Source organism: Bradyrhizobium sp. LLZ17, from assembly GCF_041200145.1.
Lineage (GTDB): Bacteria > Pseudomonadota > Alphaproteobacteria > Rhizobiales > Xanthobacteraceae > Bradyrhizobium.
The window spans coordinates 7,008,127-7,033,539 of sequence record NZ_CP165734.1; the positions used below are offsets into that span (position 1 = coordinate 7,008,127).

24 protein-coding genes are annotated in these 25,413 nt (G+C 64.3%); 13 read left to right on the plus strand and 11 right to left on the minus strand.

Features of this window, described 5'->3' with window-relative positions:
- Positions 1 to 34 precede the first annotated feature (34 nt).
- Positions 35 to 190 carry a hypothetical protein gene (locus AB8Z38_RS33550; RefSeq protein WP_369721843.1) on the plus strand — a complete coding sequence of 52 codons (156 nt, stop codon included), beginning with the start codon at positions 35 to 37 and terminating at the stop codon, positions 188 to 190.
- A gap of 42 nt (positions 191 to 232) precedes the next feature.
- Here the strand turns inward: AB8Z38_RS33550 and AB8Z38_RS33555 are convergent, their stop codons facing one another.
- The 3 genes from AB8Z38_RS33555 to AB8Z38_RS33565 form a co-directional block, all read right to left on the minus strand.
- On the minus strand, positions 233 to 538 hold the full coding sequence (locus AB8Z38_RS33555; RefSeq protein ID WP_369726669.1) for a hypothetical protein: 306 nt from the start codon (positions 536 to 538) through the stop codon (positions 233 to 235).
- A gap of 113 nt (positions 539 to 651) precedes the next feature.
- Positions 652 to 927 (minus strand): hypothetical protein, encoded by a 276-nt coding sequence (locus tag AB8Z38_RS33560; protein WP_369721844.1) that lies wholly within the window; start codon positions 925 to 927, stop codon positions 652 to 654.
- 136 nt (positions 928 to 1,063) lie between these two features.
- Entirely contained in the window at positions 1,064 to 3,754 is a 2,691-nt protein-coding gene (locus AB8Z38_RS33565) for an alpha/beta hydrolase fold domain-containing protein (protein ID WP_369721845.1), read from the minus strand.
- Between the two features lie 188 nt (positions 3,755 to 3,942).
- Between AB8Z38_RS33565 and AB8Z38_RS33570 the strand changes: the two genes are divergently transcribed.
- Complete coding sequence (locus tag AB8Z38_RS33570) at positions 3,943 to 4,191, plus strand: hypothetical protein (protein WP_369721846.1); 249 nt, start codon at positions 3,943 to 3,945, stop codon at positions 4,189 to 4,191.
- Between the two features lie 83 nt (positions 4,192 to 4,274).
- Here AB8Z38_RS33570 and AB8Z38_RS33575 read toward each other — a convergent pair whose 3' ends face one another.
- Positions 4,275 to 5,510 (minus strand): LON peptidase substrate-binding domain-containing protein, encoded by a 1,236-nt coding sequence (locus AB8Z38_RS33575; RefSeq protein WP_369721847.1) that lies wholly within the window; start codon positions 5,508 to 5,510, stop codon positions 4,275 to 4,277.
- Positions 5,511 to 5,778: 268 nt separating this feature from the next.
- Between AB8Z38_RS33575 and AB8Z38_RS33580 the strand changes: the two genes are divergently transcribed.
- Positions 5,779 to 7,242, plus strand: coding sequence for a carboxylesterase/lipase family protein (locus AB8Z38_RS33580; protein WP_369721848.1), 1,464 nt, complete (start codon positions 5,779 to 5,781; stop codon positions 7,240 to 7,242).
- Positions 7,243 to 7,249: 7 nt separating this feature from the next.
- Here the strand turns inward: AB8Z38_RS33580 and AB8Z38_RS33585 are convergent, their stop codons facing one another.
- Positions 7,250 to 7,429, minus strand: a complete 180-nt coding sequence (locus AB8Z38_RS33585) for a hypothetical protein (protein WP_369721849.1) — start codon at positions 7,427 to 7,429, stop codon at positions 7,250 to 7,252.
- 159 nt (positions 7,430 to 7,588) lie between these two features.
- Between AB8Z38_RS33585 and AB8Z38_RS33590 the strand changes: the two genes are divergently transcribed.
- Complete coding sequence (locus AB8Z38_RS33590; protein ID WP_369721850.1) at positions 7,589 to 8,386, plus strand: class III extradiol ring-cleavage dioxygenase; 798 nt, start codon at positions 7,589 to 7,591, stop codon at positions 8,384 to 8,386.
- Between the two features lie 12 nt (positions 8,387 to 8,398).
- Here the strand turns inward: AB8Z38_RS33590 and AB8Z38_RS33595 are convergent, their stop codons facing one another.
- The 4 genes from AB8Z38_RS33595 to AB8Z38_RS33610 form a co-directional block, all read right to left on the minus strand.
- Complete coding sequence (locus tag AB8Z38_RS33595) at positions 8,399 to 8,692, minus strand: hypothetical protein (RefSeq protein ID WP_369721851.1); 294 nt, start codon at positions 8,690 to 8,692, stop codon at positions 8,399 to 8,401.
- Between the two features lie 142 nt (positions 8,693 to 8,834).
- On the minus strand, positions 8,835 to 10,271 hold the full coding sequence (gene glgA, locus AB8Z38_RS33600; protein ID WP_369721852.1) for a glycogen synthase GlgA: 1,437 nt from the start codon (positions 10,269 to 10,271) through the stop codon (positions 8,835 to 8,837).
- Entirely contained in the window at positions 10,268 to 11,530 is a 1,263-nt protein-coding gene (gene glgC / locus AB8Z38_RS33605; RefSeq protein WP_369721853.1) for a glucose-1-phosphate adenylyltransferase, read from the minus strand. The genes glgA and glgC overlap by 4 nt, the downstream gene beginning before the upstream one ends.
- A gap of 492 nt (positions 11,531 to 12,022) precedes the next feature.
- Entirely contained in the window at positions 12,023 to 13,003 is a 981-nt protein-coding gene (locus AB8Z38_RS33610) for an ABC transporter substrate-binding protein (RefSeq protein WP_369721854.1), read from the minus strand.
- A gap of 490 nt (positions 13,004 to 13,493) precedes the next feature.
- Here AB8Z38_RS33610 and AB8Z38_RS33615 point away from each other — a divergent pair, with 490 nt between their 5' ends.
- The 9 genes from AB8Z38_RS33615 to AB8Z38_RS33655 all read left to right on the plus strand — a co-directional run bounded on the left by AB8Z38_RS33615 (position 13,494) and on the right by AB8Z38_RS33655 (position 22,446).
- Entirely contained in the window at positions 13,494 to 14,594 is a 1,101-nt protein-coding gene (locus AB8Z38_RS33615; RefSeq protein WP_369721855.1) for an ABC transporter substrate-binding protein, read from the plus strand.
- Positions 14,572 to 15,591, plus strand: coding sequence for an ABC transporter permease (locus AB8Z38_RS33620; RefSeq protein ID WP_369721856.1), 1,020 nt, complete (start codon positions 14,572 to 14,574; stop codon positions 15,589 to 15,591). The genes AB8Z38_RS33615 and AB8Z38_RS33620 overlap by 23 nt, the downstream gene beginning before the upstream one ends.
- Positions 15,585 to 16,382 carry an ABC transporter ATP-binding protein gene (locus AB8Z38_RS33625; protein ID WP_369721857.1) on the plus strand — a complete coding sequence of 266 codons (798 nt, stop codon included), beginning with the start codon at positions 15,585 to 15,587 and terminating at the stop codon, positions 16,380 to 16,382. Before AB8Z38_RS33620 ends, AB8Z38_RS33625 begins: the two co-directional genes overlap by 7 nt.
- On the plus strand, positions 16,376 to 17,548 hold the full coding sequence (locus tag AB8Z38_RS33630) for an acyl-CoA dehydrogenase family protein (RefSeq protein ID WP_369721858.1): 1,173 nt from the start codon (positions 16,376 to 16,378) through the stop codon (positions 17,546 to 17,548). Before AB8Z38_RS33625 ends, AB8Z38_RS33630 begins: the two co-directional genes overlap by 7 nt.
- Before the next feature lie 29 nt (positions 17,549 to 17,577).
- Positions 17,578 to 18,672, plus strand: a complete 1,095-nt coding sequence (locus tag AB8Z38_RS33635; protein ID WP_369721859.1) for an LLM class flavin-dependent oxidoreductase — start codon at positions 17,578 to 17,580, stop codon at positions 18,670 to 18,672.
- Complete coding sequence (locus tag AB8Z38_RS33640; protein WP_369721860.1) at positions 18,669 to 19,607, plus strand: ABC transporter substrate-binding protein; 939 nt, start codon at positions 18,669 to 18,671, stop codon at positions 19,605 to 19,607. The genes AB8Z38_RS33635 and AB8Z38_RS33640 overlap by 4 nt, the downstream gene beginning before the upstream one ends.
- A gap of 363 nt (positions 19,608 to 19,970) precedes the next feature.
- Complete coding sequence (locus tag AB8Z38_RS33645; RefSeq protein WP_369721861.1) at positions 19,971 to 20,816, plus strand: CmcJ/NvfI family oxidoreductase; 846 nt, start codon at positions 19,971 to 19,973, stop codon at positions 20,814 to 20,816.
- Positions 20,817 to 20,917: 101 nt separating this feature from the next.
- Entirely contained in the window at positions 20,918 to 21,229 is a 312-nt protein-coding gene (locus tag AB8Z38_RS33650; protein WP_369721862.1) for a septal ring lytic transglycosylase RlpA family protein, read from the plus strand.
- A gap of 47 nt (positions 21,230 to 21,276) precedes the next feature.
- A complete protein-coding gene (locus AB8Z38_RS33655) occupies positions 21,277 to 22,446 on the plus strand; it encodes a Gfo/Idh/MocA family protein (RefSeq protein WP_369721863.1) in 1,170 nt (389 codons plus the stop codon).
- Positions 22,447 to 22,637: 191 nt separating this feature from the next.
- Here the strand turns inward: AB8Z38_RS33655 and AB8Z38_RS33660 are convergent, their stop codons facing one another.
- Both AB8Z38_RS33660 and AB8Z38_RS33665 read right to left on the minus strand, forming a co-directional pair.
- Positions 22,638 to 23,948, minus strand: coding sequence for an ABC transporter substrate-binding protein (locus tag AB8Z38_RS33660; protein ID WP_369721864.1), 1,311 nt, complete (start codon positions 23,946 to 23,948; stop codon positions 22,638 to 22,640).
- A 190-nt stretch (positions 23,949 to 24,138) separates the two neighbouring features.
- Positions 24,139 to 25,380: an ABC transporter substrate-binding protein gene (locus AB8Z38_RS33665; RefSeq protein ID WP_369721865.1), complete on the minus strand. Its 1,242-nt coding sequence runs from the start codon at positions 25,378 to 25,380 to the stop codon at positions 24,139 to 24,141.
- Positions 25,381 to 25,413 lie beyond the last annotated feature (33 nt).

The window sequence follows — 25,413 nt, forward strand, 5'->3', positions numbered from 1 at the left end:
GCTGCCAATTGGGAGCCTTTGGGGGAGGCGGCGTTTGAACGCGATCCAGTATCTCGAAGATCAGGCCGCACGCGCCGAGCGGATCGCCAAACGGATCACGGATACCAGGACGATCGAACAGCTCCTGACCTTCGCAGGCGAACGCCGCCGCGAAATCGAGCTCATCGCCGCAAGGCGACGGCAGGCTTAACTCCGGCAGACCATCCCTGCGCCATGCATTGACGATGCGCGATCAGCTATGGCTCTCGACGAAATCGCTGAGATAGTCCGGCAGCTCCATGCCCTCGATATCGCAGCGAGCCCGAATTTCACGGGCGACGTCGATCGAGATGTCCTTCATCCAGTGCTCGAGCGTGTTGAAGGAGATCACCTTGACGGGATCGTTGAAGCAGCCGGCGACGAGCTCGCGGATGGTCGCGTCGATGTCGCTTCGCTCGACGCGGATCTCGGTCGCCTCGTCGCGACGATCGATCACGACGAACAGGGTCTGGTCGGCGCCATAGGGCACCGTTGGATCGGGCATGCTGGTTTCGAGCATCTCGGGCACTCACGCCTCGGCTTCCGATCCCCGACAACCGCAGAATCGGCGAGAAGGTTCCTAGCTTGCTGAGAGGCCCGGCGTGCACGTGCAGATATCGCATCTACCCGCAATCAGAGAAACTCTCTCCAGCGCGATAATTCTAGGACGTGCTCGGGCGACAGGATCTCGGTGACCAGCGGCGGCTGCGGTCTCGTGTGGATCTCGTAGAGATGCCTCGTGGTCTCCGGCTTGGCCATGAAGGCCGAGATGCATTCGTCGAGCGTCCCTTCGCTGACCTGGTAGGGCTCCCGCTCAGGTCTTCGCTGGTTGGCAAGCGACGGCCATTTATGCAGCGCGGCGCGCGCGCCGAAATCGACCTTTGAATCCGTAACCGGTGCGTCCCCCATCGGCTCCGCCTCACGCAAAAAGAACCCCAGCACACAAGTTTTGCTTGGGTGCCGGGGCCCACATCAATCGCTACATCTCAATGCCACGCCCACCAACGCAGCGGCCGGGAAATGGTTCCGGGCGGCCCATGGCGGCTCAGCTCGCGGCCGCTGCTATCCTGTGCCCTGGGCTGGCATGCCCGTGAGCGTTCTCGTCGCCACGCCGCACCTCCGGCGGAAGCCCGGCAAAGCGCCGCAAGGCCTCGGCCATCTGCACCCGGCCCGAGACGCCGGTGATCACCACGTCCACCATCACGAAGGACGAGTGGAAATGGCCACGGGCCTTGAACTGCTGGACCGGCACGCCGGCGGCCGCCATGGCGTCGGCATAGGCGATGCCCTCGTCGCGCAACGGATCGAACTCGCAGGTCACAACGAAGGCCGGCGGCAGTCCCGCGACCTTGCCGCGCAGCGGCGAGACGCGCGGGTCGGTGCGGTCGGCCGGTGAGCAATAGAGGTCCCAGAACCAGTACATCAACGAACGCGTCAGGAAATAGCCGGACGCATTGTCGTTGTAGGACGCACGATCGAAGCTGCAATCGGTGACGGGGCACACCAGGAGCTGGCCTGCGATCTCCGGCCCGCCGCGGTCGCGTGCGAGCTGGCAGGTGACGGCGGCGATGTTGCCGCCGGCGCTCCAGCCCGCCACCAGCACCGGGCCCGGCTGGCCGCCGAGTTCGGCCGCGTGCTCGGCGATCCAGCGCGTTGCCGCATAGCCGTCCTCGGCCGCCGCGGGAAAACGATGCTCCGGCGCGCGGCGGTAGCCGACGCTGACGAAGATCATGCCGGTTCGCCGCACCATGTCCCGGCAGAACGGATCATCGGACTGCTCGTCGCCGAGCACCCAGCCGCCACCATGGAAATAGACCACGACCGGATGCGGCCCCGGCGTTGCAGGCTTGTAGACACGATAGGGCAGGGGACCGTCGGCGCCGGGCAGCGTGCCGTCGGTGACGGCGCCGACCGGCCGTCCCGCTGGGCGGCCCTTGTTGAATTCGTCGACGAAGGCGCGCGCGCCGAGCGCGCCCATCGACTCGATCGGCGGCAGGTTGAGTGATGCCAGCAGGTTCAGCACCAGCCGCACATCGGGTTGCAGGCGGACCACCTCGCCGTCATGGCATTGTGCGGCGACATCGGGGCCGCTGAGCTTGAAGCCGAGCATGCCGCGGCTCGCGACCTCGTCGCAGATGCTGCGATAGGGGCCGACGCCGCCCGTATAGGGCATCAGCGCGTGCACCTTGCCGGGCACGTTGGCGCCCGTGTACCAGGTGTTGGCAAGCCGGTGCAGCGTCAGCGTCGCACAGTCGGCCATGTGCCGGCCCCAGCCGGCCTGCGCCGTCTCGGTGGCTTCGATCGTGGTGAAGCCGGCGTCACGCAGTGCGGCAAGCCGCTCGACCACCCAGTCGACATGCTGCTCGATCGACACCGCCATGTTCGACAGCACCGACGGACTGCCGGGACCGGTGATCATGAAGAAGTTCGGAAAGCCCGCGACGGTAAGGCCAAGATAGGTCTGCGGCCCCTGCGCCCAGACGTCGGACAGCGACTTGCCGCCGCGTCCGGTGATCGGATGCACGGCGCGGATCGCGCCGGTCATGGCGTCGAAGCCGGTCGCGAACACGATGACGTCGACATCGAAGCTGCGCTTCCCGGTGGTGATGCCACCCGCGCTGATTGCCTTGATCGGCTCCTGCCGCAGATTGACCAGGGTGACGTTCGGCCGGTTGTAGGTGGCGTAATAATTCGTATCGAGGCACGGGCGTTTTGCGCCGAACGGATGATCGTGCGGTGTGAGCGCTGCGGCGGTTTCGGGATCCTTGACAATGGCGCGGATCTTTTCCCGGATCAGGTCCGCGACGATGTTGTTGCCGTCGATGTCGACGCCCTGATCGGCCCAGAGCTGGGTCAGGATGTAGATCAGGTCGCCCTTGCCCCAGGCCTCCTCGAAGCGCGCGCGCAGTTCGGCCTCGCTCAATTGCCAGCTAACCGCCGTCTGCTGCGGGTAGGGCACGCCGGTCATCGACTGGCGCGCCTGTTCGCGATAGCCGGCGCGGTCGCCCTGCAGCAGGCTCATGCGGCCGGACGGGGCGGGGCCGTTATGGGCTGGCAGCGCGAAATTCGGGGTGCGCTGGAACACGGTTAGATGCGCGGCCTGTTCGGCGATCAACGGGATCGACTGGATCCCTGAGGAGCCGGTGCCGATCACCGCGACGCGTTTTCCCGCAAGATTGACACCGCCATGCGGCCAGCGTCCGGTGAAATAGACCTCACCGCCAAATTGGCTAACGCCGTCGATTTCCGGCGGCTTCGGCGCCGAGAGGCAGCCCGTGGCCATGACGTAATGGCGGCAGGACACGGGCGCACCATTGTCGGTGCCGAGCTGCCACCGTTCGGTCGCTTCGTCCCATCTGGCTTCCGTGACCTTGGTCTTGAAGCGGATGTCGCGCCTGAGCTCATAGCGGTCGGCGACGAAGCCGAGATAGCGCAGGATCTCGGGCTGGGTCGCGTATTTCTCCGACCAGGTCCAGGCGGCTTCGAGTTCCGGATCGAACGTGTAGCTGTAGTCGATGGTCTGGATATCGCAGCGCGCGCCGGGATAGCGGTTCCAGTACCAGGTACCCCCGACATCGCCGGCCTCTTCGAGCACGACCGTCGTGAACCCCGCCTTGCGCAGGCGGTGGAGCAGATAGAGGCCGGCAAATCCGGCGCCAACCACGGCGACGTCGACCTGTTGGGTTGTTCCACTTGCCGACTTGGACTCGCGTGTGGCGACCGTTGCGTCAGGCATGGCTTTCCTCCGGTGCTTTATTTTGCCGTCAGGCTATCGCCGCCGACCCGGCTTGTCATCAAAACAAGCGCAATCTGCGGTAGCGGTTTGCGGCGTCATCGTGGCCGCGCGAACGTTGCTTCGATGCACGCATCGCGATGCACAATGGCCGTGATTGCCCGGGCTAATCATGACCGATCCGTCTGTGTATGCTTGCGGCTACAAGCCACGCGTACCGACCGGGCGTCATGACAGAGTTGAGCGAGCGGACCAAAGCCAACATGGACGTCGTCCTGGAGGAGACGTGCCGCCAATTGCCGCATGGCGGCGATCACGACAGCCGCCGCTTCATCGCCGAGCGCCTGATCGAGGCAGCGCGATCCGGCCATTCAACGCTCGGCGAACTCGGCATCGTCGCGCGGCGCGCGCTCGCGGAGATTATCGGCAAGGGCGGTTAGGTTTGCAGTCGATGGGACAGTCCGGACCTGGGCGCCAGGTTCGGCTGCGACGTTCCTGCCAGAATGCAAACGGGGCGGGCGCTTCAAGTCTCATTTGGACTGCGAGCGATGAACTCGGCCGCACGGGTGCGCAATATCCCATGTTCGGCGAGCAACTGCGCTGCAGGGCTTCGCGTCTCCGGAAATATGCCGATCAGCATGTTCGCACCGGTTACCGCGGGGCGTCCAAGTTCATACGCATGGATTTCTGCACGCTGTTCTGCGCGTTGGAATGCGGCGGTGGGTTTGGCGTCCTCGTCATTCTGGGTGACGATATTGTCGAGCTCCCGATCGATATAGGCTTTGATGCTCGCTCTCATGCCGCCGATGTCGGCGTTGCAAGCCTGCATCACGGCGACGGCGTCGGCATCGTCGAGGAGCGCGAGCAGGAGATGCTCCAGCGTAGCGTATTGATGATGCCGCTCCGTGGCATAGCCGAGGGCGCGGAGCCTTGTTGTCTGGAGCGCCGGCGAGAGCGGGCGGCGAAACTCCATGAACGCGTCGACCTGCCTCAGCCGCGCGACTGGATCGAGGGTCGCCAGCAGATTCTGCTTGTCGGCCATCGGCAATACCAGCCGCGTTGCGATGATGTCGGCGACGCGTCCCGGATCGCGGGTCTGTTCGAGCAAGGGCCATACCCCCGGGATGCGGATGTCACGGGCCGCCGTATAACGTTCGAAGCGCCTGACGGCGCGAAGGATCAGTTCCGGTGCATCGGGGATCGGCCCCTCCGAGAGGGCAACAATCTCCGCCTCGTATGCGCCGCTGCCGGTGACGAAGCGTTGGATCAGGACGCGGCGATTGACTTGCGTGAGCACTTTCAGCGTCCCGTCAGGAAGCGGTTCAAGTTCGAGCAGTTGGGCGAGGACGCCGATTGCATGGACATCCCCGTCCCCCGGCTCGTCGGTGCCTTGCTCCTTCTGGATCGCCAGCACCACCTCGCGCTGTCGTCCGAAGGCGTGGTCGAGCGCCTGCATGGTCTTTGGGCGTCCAACGAACAAAGGGTACGTCGCAGTCGGGAAGGGGACCAGGTCCCGCAACGGAACGGCGGGGTAGGTTGCCAATCCGGCTTGAGGTCCTGCTGCGTGCGCGCTTGCGGGTGGCGCCTGACCGTTGCGTCGGTCGGCCTGGAGCAGCGCCGACATGGTGTTCCAGTCGGTGAGGCCGAAGATCCTGGAGACCAGGTCCAGGCTCTCGCCGTGACTTATGTTGATAGCTTTGGTCTGGAGTTGGTCGCGCAGGGTCTGCGCCATAGCCTTCGCATCGCGAAAATCGCGCATCGGTGTCGTCCTTTGCTATGAGCGAACCAGGCGTGTCAGGTGGTTGCGTTGCTGACCCGGTCGCTCGGGCAAAGGCAGGCCGAAAACGGCTTCGATACGTTCACCGTCCCGTGGAGGGTGCAACCGGCCGGTCGTATCAACCGAACGAAAAAGTGACCCAAAGTGCGCTCGCTGTCAATCGCAACGGCGCCCGCGGCGAAGCTTGCCTCGCTGCCGGCCGCAGACGTAACCTGCCGGGGAACCTTTCCGCGCATCGAGATGTCCGAAGATGCGGTCCCTGCTTGCGCTCGTTGCGGCTTCCGTCGTGCTCTGCTGCGCCGATGTGGCCGCGGCTCAGGCGGTCGGCCAGTTTCCGTTCGCCTTGACGCGGGAAGGCCAGATGCTCGGCGCCGTCGAAGGCGAGGTGGCCTCCTTCAGAGGGCTTGCCTATGCGGCGCCGCCGGTCGGCGCGCTGCGCTGGCGTCCGCCGCAGCCGATGCCCGAAAGCTCGGAGATGCGCACCGTCTACGACTACGGTGCGCCGTGCCTGCAACCGTCGCTGCCGGGCGCGAGCGAGGACTGCCTGACGCTCAACGTGTTTCGTCCGTTCGGGGTCGACGGCCCGTTGCCGGTGATGGTGTTCGTTCACGGCGGTGGTTTTGTGACCGGCACCGCGAACGATCTGCTGTTCGACGGCGCAAAGCTGGCGCAGGCCGGCGTCATCGTGGTGACCGTGAATTATCGTCTCGGCGCGTTCGGCTGGCTCACTGAGCCCGCGCTGCCGGAGGGCGCCTCCGGCAATTACGGATTGATGGACCAGATCGCAGCGCTGCACTGGGTCCACGACAACATCGCGGCGTTCGGCGGCGATCCCAACAACGTCACCCTGTTCGGGAACGGCGCCGGCGCGACATCGATCGCGCTGTTGATGCTGTGCGCGCAATCGCGCGATCTGTTTCAGAAAGCCATTCTGCAATCGGTGCCCGGCCGTGCGCGGCTGCACTCGCCGCAGGAGGCAGAAGCTGTGGGCCGCCAATTCGTGGCCGCGCTCGGGCAGGGGGCGGATTTACGCGCAGCCACGCTCGCACGGCTGCTTGCAGCTGAAAAGAAATTGCTGGAAAAATCGCCGCGCAGTTTTGCGCCGGCAATCGATGGACGCCTGGTGACCGAGGACGTCGCCGCGGGATTTGCGGCGGGACATGAGAGCCGCATTCCCCTGATGATCGGCTCGAATGATGACGAGACGCGGTTTGGCGGCGAGCTTGAGATCAAGGAAGCGCTGTGGTCCATAGGCGACAGCATCGACGCGCTTCGCAAGCTTTATCCAGACGCTGCGACGCCTTCGGGCTTCGCGGCGCGTCTCTATACAGACAAGGTCTTCTCCGAGCCGGTGCGATTGCTGGCTCGCCTCCATGCGGCAACCGGCGCGCCGACCTTCCGCTATCGCTTTGGCTATGTGCCGGAAGCCCGGCGCAGAAATCCCGACGAAGGGCACGGGCGGGAGCTGCAATTCGTCTTTGGTGTAGAAGGGGTGCCCGGTGCGGGGATCTTCTCGCGAAGAGATCGCGAGGTCGCCAGCCGCTTGCGCACCTATTGGATCAACTTCGCCAGGAGCGGCGATCCCAACGGCGCCGGTTTGCCGCATTGGGACGCCGCCGACCGCCTGCTGCTGATCACGAACGATCGCATCGCGAGCGGCGACGACCCCTGGTCGGAGCGTCTGGACCGGCTGGCGCGTGAGAGCAAAAACTGAGTTGGAGTTACGCCGCGAGTTCGACGCGGGGCGCCGGTGTCAGCCGGTCTTCCTCCAGATAGTCCATCGCGCCGTCCTTCTCGACGGCGTAGAACTGCTGGCCTTCCCTGGATTTGAAGGCGGCGCGAACGACGCCGCGGCGGCCCTTGTCACTGTTGACGACGTCCCCCAGCGCAAACTTCTTCATCTCACGTCTCACTTGCCTTCTGGCCGATTCCTGTGGCCACAGCTGGATTGTGAGAGGCAAATCGTTAACGCCTTGCTAACCATCACGGTTTCCCTATGCTCATCTCATATGGCGCGGCTGTTGCGCGCGCATTGCTGCGAAACAGGCGAGCCGACATCCATGACGCGATTACCGACCTTCTTCCTCTCCCACGGCGGCGGCCCGTGGCCCTTCATGGAGGACCGCCGCATGCAATACGCCAAGACTGCCGCGGAATTCGCCCGGCTGCCGCAGCTTCTGCCGGCGCAGCCGAAGGCGGTGCTCGTCATCACCGGTCACTGGGAGGCCGAGGCATTCACGGTGTCGAGCTCGGCGCATCCGCCCATGGTGTATGACTATTACGGTTTCCCCGAGCACACCTATCATCTCAAATACCCCGCGCCGGGCAAGCCCGAACTGGCCGCAGAGGTGAAGGCACTCCTCACGCGCGCGGGGCTCGATTGCCGGGAGGATGCCAATCAGGGTTTTGATCACGGCACCTTCGTGCCGCTCGGCTTGATGTATCCAAACGCCGATATGCCGATCGTGCTGTTGTCGCTGAAGTCGAGTTACGATGCGGCCGAACACGTCAAGGTCGGGCAGGCGATCGCCTCGTTGCGCGACGAGGGCATTTTGATCGTCGGCAGCGGGCTCACCTATCACAACATGCGCGGCTTCGGACGCGCCGAGTCCAAGCCGGTCTCCTATGATTTCGAAGCCTATCTGAACGATGCCATCAGTGCGCCGGATGCGGCGCGCCGCAACGCGATGCTGGTCGGCTGGCAGAACGCACCGACTGCGCGCCTCGCCCATCCCCGCGAAGATCACCTGCTGCCGCTGATGGTGGCGGCCGGTGCGGCCGGCAGCGACGTCGGCCGGCGCGTCTTCGTCGACGAGGTCGCGAATGTGGCCATGGCGTCGTATGTGTTTGGCGGCTGATTCTGGCCGTCCCTAGATTTTATGCTGAGCCATTATTTTGTAATCCCCCGGAACGCACTTGTAATGCTGAATATGCCAGCTTTCAGAACGGTAGACGGGATGATCTTCCTTCCATTTGGCTAAGCCAGCTTGACCTCCGATGGCGCAGCTCTGAAACGTCACCGCGCTGTCTAGTGCCGAGCTGGTGACGATTTCTTCGATGCAAGCGGTGGATGACAAATGGCAAAGCACAGCGACAACTGTCACAAACATCTGGCCCTCAAATTGATTTCGAAAAATAAGCGGTAAAAAGTATTCAGCCTTCATACCAGAATGGTTGCTGCTCGAAAAGCATCACCACTCGCCGGCGCAAAGAATACCGTGCGTCCCCTGTTACCACCGGGCCCTTAAAGCATCCTGGGCCGGCTCAGGTTTCTATGCCCGCTCTATCGCGTGGATAGGATGGCGGTCACGCCGTGCGGCGGGAGGCGATCAGGTCGCGATACAGCGTGGCGTACTCGCCCGCCCGGTTGCGCCAGGAGACGTCGGTCGAGAGGCCGGCCAGCTGCAATTTTCGCCAAGCCGGCTTGTCATGGAAGGCGAAGCTCGCACGTCCGAGCGCTGCCGAGAGGTTTTTGGATGTGACCGGTCCGAACGTGAAGCCCGTCGCCGCGTCGCTGACGGTGTCCGCAAGACCGCCGACGCGCGACACGATCGGCACGGCGCCATAACGCAGCGCGCAGAGCTGGGTCAGGCCGCACGGCTCGAACCGCGACGGCACCACGAGCGCATCGGAGCCGGCCTGGATCAGATGGGCGAGCGCTTCGTCATAGCCGATCACGGCCGCGATCCGGCCCTGATGCCCGCGTGCGGTCGCCTGATAACGATCCTGTAGCTCGGCATCGCCGCTGCCGAGCAGTGCCAATTGCATTCCATCGGTCAGGATGGTGGGCATCGCCTCGAGCAGGAGATCGAGCCCCTTCTGCCACGACAGCCGGCTGATGACGCCGAGCAGCAGCGCATCCGGCCGCGGATCGAGGCCGAGCCGCTGTTGCAGCGCTGCCTTGTTGGCCGACCGAAACGACAGCTCTTCGGCGCTGAAGCGATAGGCGATGTGCGGATCGGTGTGCGGATTCCAGACCGAAACGTCGATGCCATTGAGGATGCCGCTCAGCACGCCGGCGCGCTCGCGCAACAGGCCGCCCAGTCCCATGCCGCCTTCGTCGCTCTGGATCTCCTGCGCATAGGTCGGCGACACCGTGGTGATGCGATCGGCGAGTTGCAGCCCGGCTTTGAGAAAGCTGATGCCGCCGAAATATTCGAGGCCATGGACGTCGAACGACGCCTGCGGGGGCAGGCCGATCGCACCGGCCAGCTCGCGCGAAAACTTGCCCTGATAGGCCATGTTGTGAATGGTCATCACGGTGCCGGGCCGCGGGCGGTTGTCGTAGTGCAGATAGGCCGGCGCGAGCCCGGCCTGCCAGTCATGGGCATGCACGATGTCGGGCACGAACGCGGGAACGAGGCCGTGGCCGATGTCGGCGGCGATGCGCGACAGCGCAGCGAAGCGCACGCCATTGTCGGGCCAGTCGAGGCCCTCGGCCGTGACATAGGGATTGCCGGGCCGCGCATAGAGATGCGGCACGTCCAGAACCAGCAGATCGAGCCCGTCGCGCGAGCCTGCGAGCAGGCGGCCCGGACCGCCGAAATAGTCCGGCCAGCGCCGGATTTCCTCGGCGCCCGCGAGCTGCCGCATCACGTCGGGATAGCCCGGCATCAGCGTGCGCACCTCGACGCCATGGGCCTTCAACGCGATCGGCAGCGCACCGGCGACATCCGCGAGGCCGCCGGTCTTGAGGATGGGATAGACTTCAGATGCGACCGCGAGGACGCGAACAGGCGTCATGTATTGAGCCTGTCGATCATCGGCTGGGTGACGAGGGAGATGCCCTGCTCGGTGGTGCGGAAGCGCTTTGCGTCGAATTCGGGATCGTCGCCGATGACGAGTCCCTCGGGAATCTCCACGCCGCGATCAATCACGACGTTCTTCAGCCGCGCGCCACGGCCGACATTGACGTAAGGCATGATCACGGCGTTCTCGACATTGGCGTAGGAGTTGATGCGTACGCCGGTGAACAGCAGCGAGCGGCGCAGCGACGCGCCCGAGATGATGCAGCCGCCGGAGACCAACGAGCTCACCGCCTGGCCGCGCCGGCTTTCCTCATCATGGACGAATTTCGCCGGCGGCGTGATCTCCGAATAGGACCAGATCGGCCACGCCCGGTCGAACAGGTCGAGCTCGGGCACCACGTCGGTCAGGTCGATGTTGGCGGCCCAATAGGCATCGACGGTGCCGACGTCGCGCCAATAGGCGCGCGGGTCGTTGCCGGTTCGCACGCAGGAGCTGGAGTATTGATGCGCGATCGCGCGGCCATTCTTGACGATATAGGGAATGATATCCTTGCCGAAATCGTGGTTGGAGTTCGGATCCTCGGCATCACGCTTCAACTCGTCGAACAGGAACTTCGCGTCGAATACGTAGATGCCCATGCTGGCGAGCGAGACGTCCGGCTTGCCCGGCATCGGCGGCGGATCGGCCGGCTTCTCCAGGAACGACTTGATCCAGCCGTTCTCGTCGATATGCATGATGCCGAAGCCGGACGATTCAGCTCGCGGCATTTCGAGGCAGCCGACGGTGACGTCGGCGCCGCTGTCGACGTGCTGGCGCAGCATCACCTCGTAGTCCATCTTGTAGATGTGGTCGCCCGCGAGCACGACGATGAACCGGCAGGCGTGCGGCTCGACGATGTCGATGTTCTGGTAGACCGCGTCGGCCGTGCCGACATACCACATCGACTCCGAGACGCGCTGGCTGGCCGGAAGAATGTCAAAGCTTTCGTTGCGCTCGGGGCGGAAGAAGTTCCAGCCCATCTGCAAATGCCGGATCAGGCTGTGCGCCTTGTACTGGGTGGCGACCGCGATGCGGCGGATGCCGGAGTTCACCGCGTTCGACAGCGCGAAATCGATGATGCGGGATTTGCCGCCGAAGTACACCGCGGGCTTGGCGCGCCGGTCGGTCAGCTCCAGGAGCCGGCTGCCGCGTCCGCCGGCCAGGACAAACGCCAGCGCTTGACGGGCAAGCGGCTCAGGTCTCGCGGCACTCATGTCATCCTCCCACATTCCATCGCACGCCAAGGCCTTTGCGAGAAGCCTCTCGGCCGCGCACTCTTGGAACCGATACTAACGGTACGAACACTAAATCGGGAAGGTGCTTATTGGTTGCGAACGCGCGGGAAGCTTAATGCTTTGCCGCGGTCGTGGACGGGCGGAAGCGCGCAGGGTCCGGGCGCGGGGCCGGATCAGAATTGAGGCAGATGCGGGCCGTCTTGTGCGGTGCACCATCTTCCGCTGTCTCCTGCGGACATTGGTGAGCGCGCCGTTGGTCAAAGCGAAAACCACACGATCAGGCTCATGCAGGCGAAATGCGCGAGCACGATCGCGGCGAGATGCAGCGGGCCGGCTGTGAGGCGAAGCCATCGCATCTCGCCGCCCCCGCCTAGAGCCGTATCCGTTCCGATGAATCGGAACGGGGCTCTAGATTCCTGTTTTGCCGCGTTTTCTTCACGCGAACCGGTATCCACTTCGCTCGAAAACGCGCTAGTTCGATCCGGCGGCCGCGGCGGTGAAGCTGCGGTCGACGGCCTGGCTCACGTCGAGCTTCTTCGGCAGGATGCCGTAGCGCGTCGAGCGGTCGGACGCCTCCTGCACGTCCTTTACCACGTTCTCATCGATCGGAATCGGGCTGGTGCGCTGCGCCGTGTAGGCCGAGAGCAGCACGTCCTCCGGCAGCTTGGTCAGCTCGGCCGTGTTCCTTGCGTATTCGCCGAGGTGATCCAGCGACCACAGCCGTGCCTTGTTGAGGCGCTGCACCAGGTCCTGCACCGCCGCGCGCTTGGTGGCGATGGCGTTGTCGGAGGCGACGATGAAGGTGATGGTCGGCGTCAGGCCTTCGCCGTCGGCGATCACGCGGGCCTTGTCCTTCAGCGTTGCAAACGAGACGTAGGGCTCCCACACCGCCCATGCATCGATCGAGCCGGCGACCAGTGCGATCTTGGCATCGACCGGGCCGAGCGGCGCGAAGGTCGCATCCTCCAGCTTGATCTGCGCTTTCTCCAGCGTCGCATCGATCAGGAACTGGCCCCAGCCCCCGCGTGTGCCGGCGAGGCGTTTTCCCTTGAGGTCGGCGGCCGATTTGATCGGCGAATCCTGGCGTACCAGGATCGCCTGCGTCTTCGCATCCGAGCGGGTGCCGCCGATCGCCTTGATCGGCGCACCGGCCGCGTAGACCGACAGGAACGAGAGATCGCCGGTATAGCCGACGTCGAGCGCACCGGCATTGAGCGCCTCCAGAATCGGGGCGGCCGCGGGGAATTCCGACCATTCGATTTTGTAGGGCAGGTCCTTGGCGTAGCCGGAGATTTCGAGCAGCGAACGGTTGCCGCCCTTCTGGTCGCCGACGCGCAGCACGACGGTGTCGGCCGCGAACGAAGCGGCCGCCGTCGACAAGGTCACGGCCGCCGCGAACAGCGAGGCCGCGAGTCGGCGCGTGATGGAATGATCGTGGGAGTTGATGCTCATATGCTCTGTCTTGTTGTCTTGCTCACGACGCGTGAGCGAGCGATGCAGCTGGATCATCAAGTCTATGAGCGCGCGTGGTGCAGTCAATGAAATGGCCGACCGTATTGCGCGCACGCCAGACAAGGACGTTTCAACGAATGGCCGCTTTCGAGAACGTGCCGTGCACGCGCGCGAAACTGCATCAAAACAACGCAGGTGAAAACATGGAGGTGACGGAGTCGTGATTGTGACAGCGAGCCACAATGGCCGCGAAAATCGTTTCGTCGTTCCCGCGGGTGCCGATGGAGAGAATGACTTCACCGCGCGTTACATTCGAAATTCCATTTCATTGACGATGCGGCGGGCGCGCCGCATGATTTGCCCATGCATCAACGCGGCGTGTGAAGCGCCGATGCAAAGATTCTCTCTCGACGCAGCTCCGCACGGAACATGCGCAACGCGTACCGTTGCGCAGGCGGAGGAGCCGTACCAGCGCAGGAGCTACAGCCCGATGACCAACGAGACCAGACGCGGCGGATCGACCCTCGACCGCCGTCACTTGCTCCGGGCGGGCCTCGCGGCAGCTTTTGCCGCGCCGCTCGGGACTCTTGGCGCGCAGGCCTTCGCGCCGCGCGCGCCAGCGTCTGGCATCGATCTCTCGGAATCTCCGCTGTGCCGGACGGCGTCCGAGGCCCCCGCGCTCACCGGCGCGCCGCGCAAGCTGAAGCTGTCGTGGAATGCCGGCGCGGTCTGCCTCGCGCCATTGCCGGTCGCCATTGAGCAGGGCTTCTTCCAGAAGCAGAATCTCGACGTCGAACTCGTCAATTATTCCGGCTCGACCGACCAGTTGCTAGAGGCGATCGCGACCGGAAAGAGCGATGCCGGTCTCGGCATGGCGCTGCGCTGGCTGAAGCCGCTGGAGCAGGGCTTTGACGTCAAGATCGCTGCCGGCACCCATGGCGGCTGCATGCGCGTGCTCAGCCACGCCGATTCCGGCGTGAGCAAGCTCGCCGATCTCAAGGGCAAGATCGTCGCCGTCGGCGATCTCGCCGGTCCGGACAAGAACTTCTTCTCGATCCAGCTCGCCAAGCTCGGCATCGATCCGAACAAAGACGTCGACTGGCGCGCCTATCCCGGCAACCTGCTCAACGTTGCCGTGGAAAAGGGCGAGGTGCAGGCCTTCCTGTCCTCCGACCCGCTGGCCTATCTCTGGCTAAAGGACAGCCGATACAAGGAAGTGGCTTCCAATCTCGACGGCGATTACCGCGACAAGAGCTGCTGCATCGTGGGCCTCCGGGGCAGCCTCGTACGCGAAGAGCCGCAGGTCGCGCGCGCCATCACGCAGGCGTTGCTCGACGCCGCGATGTTCACTTCGCAGAACCCGACCGTGGCGGCAAAGTCGTTCCAGCCCTATGCACCGAAGGCGGCGTCGCTCGCCGATATCGAGGGCATGGTGCGCTACCACACCCATCATCACCATCCCACAGGCGAGGTGCTCAAGCGCGAGCTCAAGGCCTATGCCGACGATTTGAAGAGCGTGCAGGTCTTCAAGCAGAGCACCGATACCGCCAAATTCGCGGAGCGTATCTATGTCGACGTATTCGCTGTCTGACGGGCTTGCCTCGGGCGCGCCGCGCCTGGCGCGCGCGCCGCTGGTTGCGTGGGTGCGGGAATCCGGTGTCGGCGGTCTTGCCAGCGTCGCCTGGATCGCCTTCGGGCTGTCCTGCCTGTTATGGGAAGACGTCGGGGACTGGTCGCGCACGCATTCGCTCGGCATCGCGGCCTTCATCGTTGCCGCGGTCGCGCTGTTCGGAACTGTCGGCGCAGACTATCTGGGATCGGCCGGCCGCGGCTTGCGCCAACGCGCGCCGTGGCTGATTGCGCTTGGTGCCTTCCTGACGCTGTGGGAGCTCGTGACCGCCAAATTCGCCTGGCTGCCGCTGCCGTTCTTTCCACCGCCGCAATCGATCGTCGAAGTCTATACCGATGATCTGCCAAAGCTGCTCGACAGCGTCTTTGCCTCGGTCAAGCTCCAGCTCGGCGGCTATCTGATTGGCGCCTGCGTCGGCTTCCTCACCGGCGTCTCGATCGGCTGGTCGCGCGCGGTGGGCTATTGGGTACATCCGGTGCTGCGCTTCATCGGCCCGCTGCCGGCGACCGCCTGGTTGCCGATCGCCTTCTTCACCTTCCCCTCGAGCTGGAGCGCCTCGACCTTCCTGATCGCACTTGCAACCGGGTTTCCGGTCGCCGTGCTGACGTGGTCGGGCGTGGCGAGCGTCAGCAGCGCCTATTACGACGTCGCGCGCACCCTGGGCGCCAAGCCGTCCTTCCTGGTGCTGAAGGTCGCGATCCCGGCCGCGCTTCCGCACGTCTTCGTCGGCCTGTTCATGGGGCTCGGCTCGTCGTTCGCCGTGCTCGTCATCGCCGAGATGATCGGCGTCAAGGCCGGGCTCGGCTGGTACCTGCAATGGGCGCAGGGCTGGGCCGCCTACGCCAACATGTATGCGGCGCTGATCGTGATGTCGCTGCTCTGCTCCGGCGCAATCACGCTGCTGTTTGCGATCCGCGATCGCCTGCTGGTCTGGCAGAAGGGGACGGTGAAATGGTAGAAGCAGCTGTCGCAGAAGCGGTCACGCATCCGCTCGCCGGCGCCGCGCTCGATATCGAGCAGGTCAGCCACGCCTTCGACATCGACGGTGCCGAGCTTCCGGTCCTCAGCGATGTCAGCATCGCTGTGGAGCCCGGCGAGTTCGTCGCGCTGCTCGGCCCGTCCGGCTGCGGCAAGTCGACCTTGCTGCGTCTCGTCGCGGGCCTCGACAAGCCGAAAGCAGGAACGCTGCGCGAGGACGAGAGCCGCATCAGAAGCCCGCATCCTTCGCGCGTCGTCGTGTTCCAGGATCCGACGCTGTTTCCCTGGCGCTCGGCCTGGGACAATGTCGCGCTCGGGCTGGAAGCGCAGGGTATTCTGAGGAGCCAGCGCCACCGCGTCGATGCCGCGCTCGACCTCGTCGGGCTGTCGGATTTCCGCAATGCCTATCCGCACCAGCTTTCCGGCGGCATGGCGCAGCGCGTCGCGCTGGCGCGTGCGCTGGTCAACGATCCCAAAATCCTGATCCTGGATGAGCCGCTCGGCAAGCTCGACTCGCTCACCCGCATCACCATGCAGGCCGAGCTGGTCTCGCTGTGGCAGCGCAAGGGTTTTACCACGCTGCTAGTGACGCATGATGCCGAGGAAGCGCTGGTGCTCGCCAACCGCGTCATCGTCTTCAGCGACCGTCCGGCGCGCGTCAAGGCCGATATCCGGGTCGACCGGCCTTATCCGCGCCATCGCGGTGATCCTTATCTGGCTGATCTGCGCCGCCAGATCCTCGGCCTGCTGGGATTGGATGCCACATGGTGAGTTCTGTAGCCAAAGGGCGCGCGGCCCACAGCGAGCCCGACTACATCGCACGCGCAGAAGCATTGGCCGAACGCTTCGCCGCGCGTGCGGCCGAGCACGACCGCACCGCCAGTTTCCCGTTCGAGAATTTCCGCGAGCTTTCTGAGGCAGGCCTGCTGTCGCTGACTGTGCCCGCAGCCCATGGCGGGGCGGGCGCCGGCGCCAGATACAGCGCGCGCGTCGTTGGCATCATCGGCAAGGCCGATCCGTCGACCGCGCTGGTGCTGTCGATGCATTACATCAACCATCTGGTGATGGGACGGAGCCCGGCCTGGCCGTTACGGCTGGCGCGGAAGCTCGCGCGCGAGGCAGTCGAGGGCCTTGCGCTTGTCAACGCGTTGCGCGTCGAGCCGGAGCTTGGCTCACCAGCGCGCGGCGGCCTGCCGGCGACGATCGCTCGGCGCACCGAGACCGGCTGGCGCCTGACCGGCCACAAGATCTATTCGACGGGATCGCCGATCCTGAAATGGTACCTGGTCTGGGCGCGAACCGACGAGGCCGAGCCCCGGGTCGGACAATTCCTGGTGCCGGCGGGCCTGCCGGGCACGCGCGTCGTCGAGACCTGGGACCATCACGGCTTGCGCGCCAGCGGCAGCCACGACGTCATCTTCGAGGACGTCGTGATCCCGCTCGATGCCGAGGTCGATGTCCGCAAGCCTGCGGACTGGCGCGGGCCCGACGTTACGCAGGCGACCGTCCATACGATTCTGGTCGCCGCGATCTATGACGGTGTCGCCCGCGCCGCGCGCGACTGGCTGATCTCGTTCCTGAAGCAGCGCGTTCCGGCCAGCCTTGGCGCGCCGCTGGCAAGCTTGCCCCGCGCGCAAGAGATCCTCGGCGCCATCGAGGCCCGGCTCGCGGTCAATGCGCGGTTGATCTCATCCTTCGCGGGTGATTTCGACGAGGGTGTCGAGCTCTCCGCCTCGGAGGCGAACGTCATCAAGCTGACCGTAACCAACAATGCCGTTGCCGTGGTCGAGGACGCGCTGTCGCTGACCGGCAATCACGGTCTCTCCCGCACCAATCCGCTGGAGCGGCATTATCGCGACGTCCTTTGTGGCCGCGTGCACACGCCGCAGGACGATTCCACGCGCATCGGCCTCGGCCGTGCCGCATTGGGACTTTAGGTTTCTGCCAAACAATCAGGGAGACGATCATGTCGGTCGAGTTCATCGGCTTTATCGCCAACAGCAATGCTTCCGAGACCATCTTACGCCAGGGGCAGGTGCTCGATCCGGCTTACATCGAGACGGTCGCGAAGGCGCACGAGTTCGCGGGTTTCGACCGCGCGCTGCTGGCGTTCCACTCCACCACGCCGGATGCGCTCCAGGTTGCCCAGCACGTGCTGACCATCACCAAGTCGCTGAAAGTGATGATTGCACAGCGGCCGGGCTTCACCGCGCCGACGCTGCTGGCGCGTCAGCTTGCGACGCTTGACCAGCTCTATGGCGGTCGCGTCTCGCTGCACGTCATCACCGGTGGCAATGCGATCGAGCTCAGACAGGACGGCAACACGCTCGACGACAAGGACGAGCGTTACGCCCGCACCAGCGAATTCCTCGACGTGGTGCGGCTGGAATGGACCAGCGACGAGCCGTTCAACTACAGCGGCAAGTACTACAACGTGGAGAACGGCTTTTCGCAGGTGAAGCCGCTCCAGACGGGTGGCATCTACACCTTCGTCGGCGGCGGCTCGGATGCCGCAATCGAAGTCGCGGGCAAGCATGCCGACACGTTTGCGCTGTGGGGTGAGTCCTACGCGCAGGTGCGCGACGTCACTGCGCGGGTGCGCGCGGCAGCCGCCAAGCATGGCAAGCCGGCGCCGCGCTTCAGCCTTTCGGTGCGGCCGATCCTTGCCGATACCGAGGAGCAGGCGTGGAGAAAGGCAGAGACCATTCTGGAGCGGGCCACCGCGCTACAGGACCAGACCGGCTATCGCCGGCCCAATCACGCGACCGATGGCGCCAAGCGGTTGTTGGCGCTCGCCGACCAGGGCAGCCGGATCGACAAGCGGCTCTGGACCGAAATCGCAAAGCTCACCGGCGCCAACAGCAACACCACGGCCTTGGTCGGCACGCCTGAGCAGGTCGCCGAGGTCTTCGCCGACTACTACGATCTCGGCGTCAGCCACTTCCTGATCCGGGGCTTCGATCCGCTTCCCGACGCCGTCGAATACGGCCGCGAACTGATCCCGCTGACGCGCGAACTCATCGCCAAGCGCCAGGTGACCCATGGCGAGGCGGCGGAATGATCCGTCTCGTGCTGGCCGGCGCGCTGCTGCTCGGTTCGCTCGAACTTGTGGCAGCGCAAACCACGCTTCGGATCGGCGATCAGAAGGGCAATTCGCAGGCCGTCATGGAGGCCGCAGGCGTGCTGAAGGACGTTCCGTACAAGATCGAGTGGAAGGAGTTTCCGGCGGCCGCGCCGCTGCTGGAAGCGCTCAGCGCCGGCGCGATCGAGACCGGGCTCGTTGGCGATGCGCCTTTCACTTTTGCCGCCGCGTCCGGCGCGCCGGTGAAAGCGATCGCCGCGATCCGCCAGACTCGCGAGGGCCTTGCGATCCTGGTGCCCGAGAACTCCCCGATCAAGAGTTTCGCTGATTTGCGCGGCAAGAAAATCGCAACCGGTCGCGGCTCGATCGGCCATCAGCTGATCCTGGCCGCGCTGGAGAAGAACGGCTGGGGTGCGAGCGACGTGCAGATTGCATTCCTGGCGCCATCGGACGCCAAGATCGCCTGCACGCAAGGCTCGGTCGATGCGTGGTCGACATGGGAGCCCTATGTCAGCCAGGAGGAGGTGCTGTTCAGATCACGCCGCATCATCACCTCCGAAGGCCTGACGCCGGGGCTGAGCTTCCAGGTAGCGCGGCCCGACGCCATCCGTGACAAACGCGCGGAGCTGACCGACTTCATCCGCCGCCTCACCACGGCGCGGGCGTGGTCGCTGAACAATGTGAATAGCTATGCCGAGACCTGGGGCAAGCTGATGAACATCCCGACCGCCGCGCCGCTAAACTGGCTCTCGCGCGCAAAGATCCGGATCGCGCCGATCGAGGACGGCGTGGTCGCCGACGAACAGAACACGATCGATCTCTATTTTCGCTGGGGCCTGATCAAGCAGAAGCTCGATGCCGCCGAGGTCGTCGATCGATCGTTCGCTGGCGCGATTGCGAAAGCGGGGTTGTAGGGCAAGCCTCGTGTCCCGGACGCGGTGCAGCTCCGGCGTCATTCCGGGGCGCGACGAAGTCGCGAACTATGATGCGCAATTGCGCATCTGAGAATCCATTCATCTACAATCATTGCGGCCCGATGGATTCCGGGTTCGCCCTCGGGCGCCCCGGAATGACGATTGAGGGTGGCAGAGTTCGCGAGTCTCCTCAAGCATCCGTGAAGCGGAAAGAACGCATTCCAGCCCTATCCAGTTTTTCGAAACGTTTCTTCTGCATTCCGTGACGCCGACAACATCCCCATTGCTATTTGCGCCACCTCCCTTGCGACGCGGTCCATCCCGTCAAAAATCAAGCAGACGACCGCATCGGGAGACCTGGCCATGGGCCTGCAAGAAACAAAAATCGAATCGCTTCCTTTCGTCACCGCTGAACTGAACTATCTCGCGCCGGTTTCCGGCAAACCGCGCACCTATGCTTTCGATCCGCCCCCGGGCGAACCGAAAAGCACATCGCTGCCGGAGCCGCATCAGGTCCCGATCTTCGACGCGCGGCTGATCGCCGACAACTTCTCGCTCGATCGTGAAGGCTTTGCGCTGGTGCGCCATCCGAACCAGGTCAAGGACTTCTACAACGACGACGAAGTGAGGGCGGTCTACTATCCCGCTGTCGAAGCCTTTCTCCGCGCGACGCTGAAGGCCGACCGCGTCGTCATTTTCGATCACACCGTGCGCAGGCGCGTTGACGGTGCCCCCGATCTTCGCGACGGTGGCCCGCGCCAGCCTGCGACCCGCGTCCATGTCGACCAGACCGCGACCTCGGGTGCCAACCGCGTGCGTGAGCATGTGCCTCATGAAGCCGAGGAGTTGCTCAAGGGCCGCGTGCAGGTGATCAATCTCTGGCGACCGATCCGCGGTCCCCTGCGCGATTCACCGCTCGCGATGGCCGACGGCACGACGGTCGCGCCTGACGATCTCGTCGCCTCCGACCTGATCTATCCCAATCGTCGCGGCGAGACCTATTCGGTGAAATACAATCCGAACCACCGCTGGTTCTATTTCCCCGAGATGAGCGCCGACGAGGCGCTGCTGCTCAAGTGCTACGATTCCGCAACCGACGGTCGCACCCGTTTCGCACCCCACACCGCCTTCGTCGATCCGACCACGCCGGCAGATGCGGCGCCGCGCGAGAGCATCGAGGTGCGCACGCTGGTCTTCCACAAACAGTAACAATGTGTGATGGCGCTGCCGGAACTTCCCGGCAGTGCCCCAGGAACCCAGGGAACCAACAAACGTTTGCGCCCCGGGCAGGGCCAACCCGGAGCATTGCCGTGCGAGCGCAGACCACGCTATTCACTTGCCTTGCCAGTGTTTCGCTTTCTGCTGTTTCCGTTGCACAAGCCGAAAGCGGACTTGCCTCATACTACGGCTACGGAAAAGCCGGCAAAGGCGAGTTGACCTGCGCGCACCGGACGCGCCCGTTCGGCAGCGTGCTGAGGGTGTCCTATGGCGGCCGCTCGATCCAGTGCCGCGTCAATGATCGCGGTCCTTTCATCCGGGGCCGCATTGTCGATCTCTCCATTCCCGCCGCCCGCGCGCTCGGCATGATGAGCGCCGGAGTGGTCCGCGTCTCGGTGGAATAGGCCATCGTTCGGGCTATAGTGCCGCCCAAGCAAGGCGAGGGGGCACAATGGCGAGGATCAGGGTTGGGCTCATAGGCTGCGGCTTCGTCTCGGAGCTGCATATGTATGCGTTCCGGCGTGTCTACGGCGTGGATGTCGAGGTCGCGGCGGTGGCCGCGCGCGGCGACCACGTCGCGGAGTTCGCAGGCCGGCACCAGATCCCGCGCGTCTACCGCAGCTTCGCGGAAGCGATCGCCGACCGGGAGCTTGATGTCATTGACATCTGCACGCCGCCCAATCTCCACGCCGAGATGATCGTCGCCGGCATGCAGGCCGGCAAGCATGTGATCTGCGAAAAGCCGTTCGCGGGGTATTTCGGCCGCGATGGCGACGCTCGGCCGATTGGGAAGCACGTAGCCAAGGCTCTGATGTATGAGCGCGTGCTGGAGGAGATGTACGCGACGCGCGCGGCGATCGAGCGCACCGGAAAACTCTTCATGTATGCCGAGGATTGGATCTACGCGCCCGCGGTGACCAAGACGGCGGAGATCATCAAGGCGACCAGAGACAAGATCCTGTTCATGAAAGGCGAGGAGAGTCATTCCGGCTCGCACGCCGCCCATGCCGCGCAATGGGCGATGACCGGCGGCGGCTCGCTGATCCGCATGGGATGCCATCCGCTTTCGGCCGTGCTCTATCTCAAGCAGGTCGAGGCCAAGGCGCGCGGCGAGACCATCCGCGTCGCCAGCGTCAGCTGCGATGTCGGCAACGTCACAGCTTGCCTGAAGCCCGAGGAGCGCACCTACATCAAAGCCAATCCGGTGGATGTCGAAGACTGGGGCACGCTGACCGCCACCTTCTCCGACGGCACCAAGGCTACCGTGTTCTCCGGCGACATGATCATGGGCGGCGTGCGCAATCTGATCGAGACCTACACGAGCGGCGGCTCGCTGTTCGCCAACATCACCCCGAACACGCATCTGATGAGCTACCAAACCTCCGAGGAGAAGCTCGCCAGCGTCTACATTACCGAAAAGGTCGACCGCAAAACCGGTTGGCAATATGTCTGCCTCGAGGAGGAATGGACCCGCGGCTATCTCCAGGAGATTCAGGATTTCATGGAATGCGCCGCGACGGGACGGCAGCCGTTATCCGATCTCGCGTTGGCGTATGAGACCATCAAGGTGAACTATGCGGGGTATTGGGCTGCGGAGGAGGGGAGAAGGGTGGTGTTGTAAGGATAGCGTGAGGTCGACGCGCGCGCTGCAAATCCTTCTCCCCTTGTGGGAGAAGGTGGCGCGGAGCGCCGGATGAGGGGTCTGTTTCGGTAAATCCGGTGAGAGTTGGGCGTGCCGACAGATACCCCTCACCCGTCTCGCCGCGCGGCGAGCCACCCTCTCCCACAAGGGGAGAGGGTGCATTGAGCATCTCACGCCCCGTAAGTCGAACCCTTCGGCAGCGGAAACACTGGATCCTTCGTCCTGATATTCGTCGGCCACACCACCGAGATGTGCTCGCCGGCGTTCTGCATCACCACCGGAGTCGAGCGTTCGTTCTGGCCGGAGAGCGGCGTGCCCGGCGGGAAGAATTTGACGCCGTAGCCCTGGATGGTGCCGCCGGCGGGAATGTCGACGTCAAGCGCGGCTTTGCGAATGGCGTCGGGCTCGAAGCTGCCGTATTTCTCCTTGGCGACGGGCAGCACATTGTTGAGCAAGACCCAGGTCTGGTTGAAGCCCATCGAGCAATGCGGCGGCACGTCTGTGGCGCCCATCTTGGCCTGGTAACGCGAGACCATGGTCTTGATCAGATCGCCCATGCCTGGCGCGAGTTTTGACGGATCCAGCAGTTGCGCCGGTACCGGGTCGATGTTGCAGAAATGGTCGATGTCGGGGCCGAAGGTCGCGCGCAGCTTGTCGAGCTGGCTGTAACCGGCGCCGGCACCGAACAGCATCTTGAAGCGCAGGCCGCTCTCGCGGGCCTGGCGCAGGAACAGGGTGATGTCCGGGTTGTAGCCGGCATGCGAAATCACATCGGCCTTGGCGCGCTTGATCTTCGTGACCAGCACCGACAGGTCCGGTGCCGAAGCCGAATAGCCCTCCTTCAAGACAACCTGAAGTCCGGCCTCCTTGGCATAGGATTCGTCTGCGGCGGCGACGCCGACGCCATATGGGCCGTCCTCGTGGATCAGCGCGATCCGGACGTCCTTCGGCTCCATGCCGAGCTTGCCCTTGGCGTGCTCGCTCATGAAGCCGGCAAAGGCCTGGCCATACTGATCCGAATGGATCTGCGCGCGAAACACATAGTGCAGGTTCTTGTCCTTGAACACGGCGGTCGAGACCGCGGTCGTGATCCAGAGAATCTTCTTCTGCTGCTCCACCTTCGCCGCCATCGGCACCGCGTGCGCGCTGGAATAGACGCCGTTGATGATGTCGATCTTTTCCTGGCTGATCAGGCGTTCGGCCTCGTTGATGGCGACGTCGGCCTTGCTCTGGGAGTCGGCCGCAACGGGCACGATCCTGGTCTTGCCGCCGATGCCGCCTTTCTCGTTGACGAGGTCGATGGCGATCTGTGCGCCGACCGATGAGGCGACCGAGCCGCCGGCGGCAAACGGGCCGGTCAGGTCGTAGATCAGCCCGATGCGCAATGTTTCGGCCTGTGCCTGGGCCCGGGTCCAATCGAGGCTGAGTGCGGCGGCAGCGGCCGCCGATGTCTTCAGCAGCTGCCTGCGTGAAGTGGGCATCCTATCCTCCCCTCAAAACCATCTTGTGATTGGTTGTTGTTTTTTTCGAAGTATGGGGAGTGGCACGGCGGAAAGTCAACATCGCCCAAGGTCGATACGCGGTGCGCCGCGGCCACAACGCATCTGCGAGAAGCAAGGAAAAGCTCATCGCTCGCAAGCGAGCGATGAGCTCGATGTCAGCGTGAAACGATTACTGCGACAGCTTCACGAAGTCCGGAAACTTCAGCTTGCCCTCGGCGATTTTCTCGGGCCAGACCACGACCTGCTTGGAATCCTGCCACTGGAAGACGAGGCCCGTCACGGTGCCGGGGCCGGACTTGATGCCGTGGGTGAATTCGTCGTCCTTGCCGTAAAACTGGATCCGGCCGATCGTGCCCTCGTAATTGGTCTTCTCCATCTCCGCGACCATCTTGTCGGGATCCGTCGAGCCGGCGCGCTTGATCGCATCGGTGATGATGTAGACGTCGTCATAGGCCGTGTAGCCGGTATAGGCCGGCGGCGTGCCGAACTTGGCCGCGAAGGCCGCCGCGAACGGCTTGGTCTTGGGTGTCACGGCGACGTCAGGTGTCGCCACGGCCAGCGACGGCACGCCATCGGCGGCGCCATTGGTGTCCTTCCAGAACGTCGGGCTCAGCGCCTGCGCGCTGATGCCGAACATCGGGATCGGCACCTGCTGGTTCTTCCACTGCACCGTCGGCTGCACGCCGACATGCGAGATGCCGGTGACGATCACGTCGGGCTTCTTGCCCTCCATGTTGTTGAAGATCGGCGTGAAGTCGGTGGTATCCGGCGAGAAGCGCACATGCTCGACCACCTTGAGCCCGGCCTTGGGCAGGCAGGCCTCGTAGCCGACGTCGAGCGGCTTGGTCCAGGCGGCGTCCTCGCTCATGATTGCGACCGTCTTGAACTTGAGCTTGTCGACCAGGAGATCCTTGGCGGCGTCGCAGACGATCTGGGCTTGCGCTGCCGAGGTCAAATAACCGTGGAAAGTATACTTGTTCTTCTCGTAGTCGTTGTGGATCGCCTTGGTGATCTCGTTCGATGCCGCGCCCGGCGTGATCAGCGGCATCTTCAGCCGCGCCGCCCACGGCTCCAGCGCCAGCACGACCTCGCTGATATAGCTCGCGATCACGGCGGAGACCTTGTCCTCGCTCACCGCGCGCTGGAATGCGCGCACGGAATCTGCTGACGAGCTCTTGTTGTCGTAGGTGACGATCTCGACCTTGCGGCCGAGGATGCCGCCCTTGGCGTTGATCTCGTCGGCGGCGATCTGCGCGCCGCCCGGTGTGGCTGCACCTGCAATCGACTGCACCTCGGCGATGACGCCGATCTTGATCGGGTCGTTCGACTGTGCGTAGGCCGGGACGGCGAGGCATACCGCCAGCGCGGAGGCGAAAAGCAAGTTGCTGCTCAATTTCGTCGATGATCGCATGGTCGTTTCCTTTCTTGTTCTGTTGTTTACGTT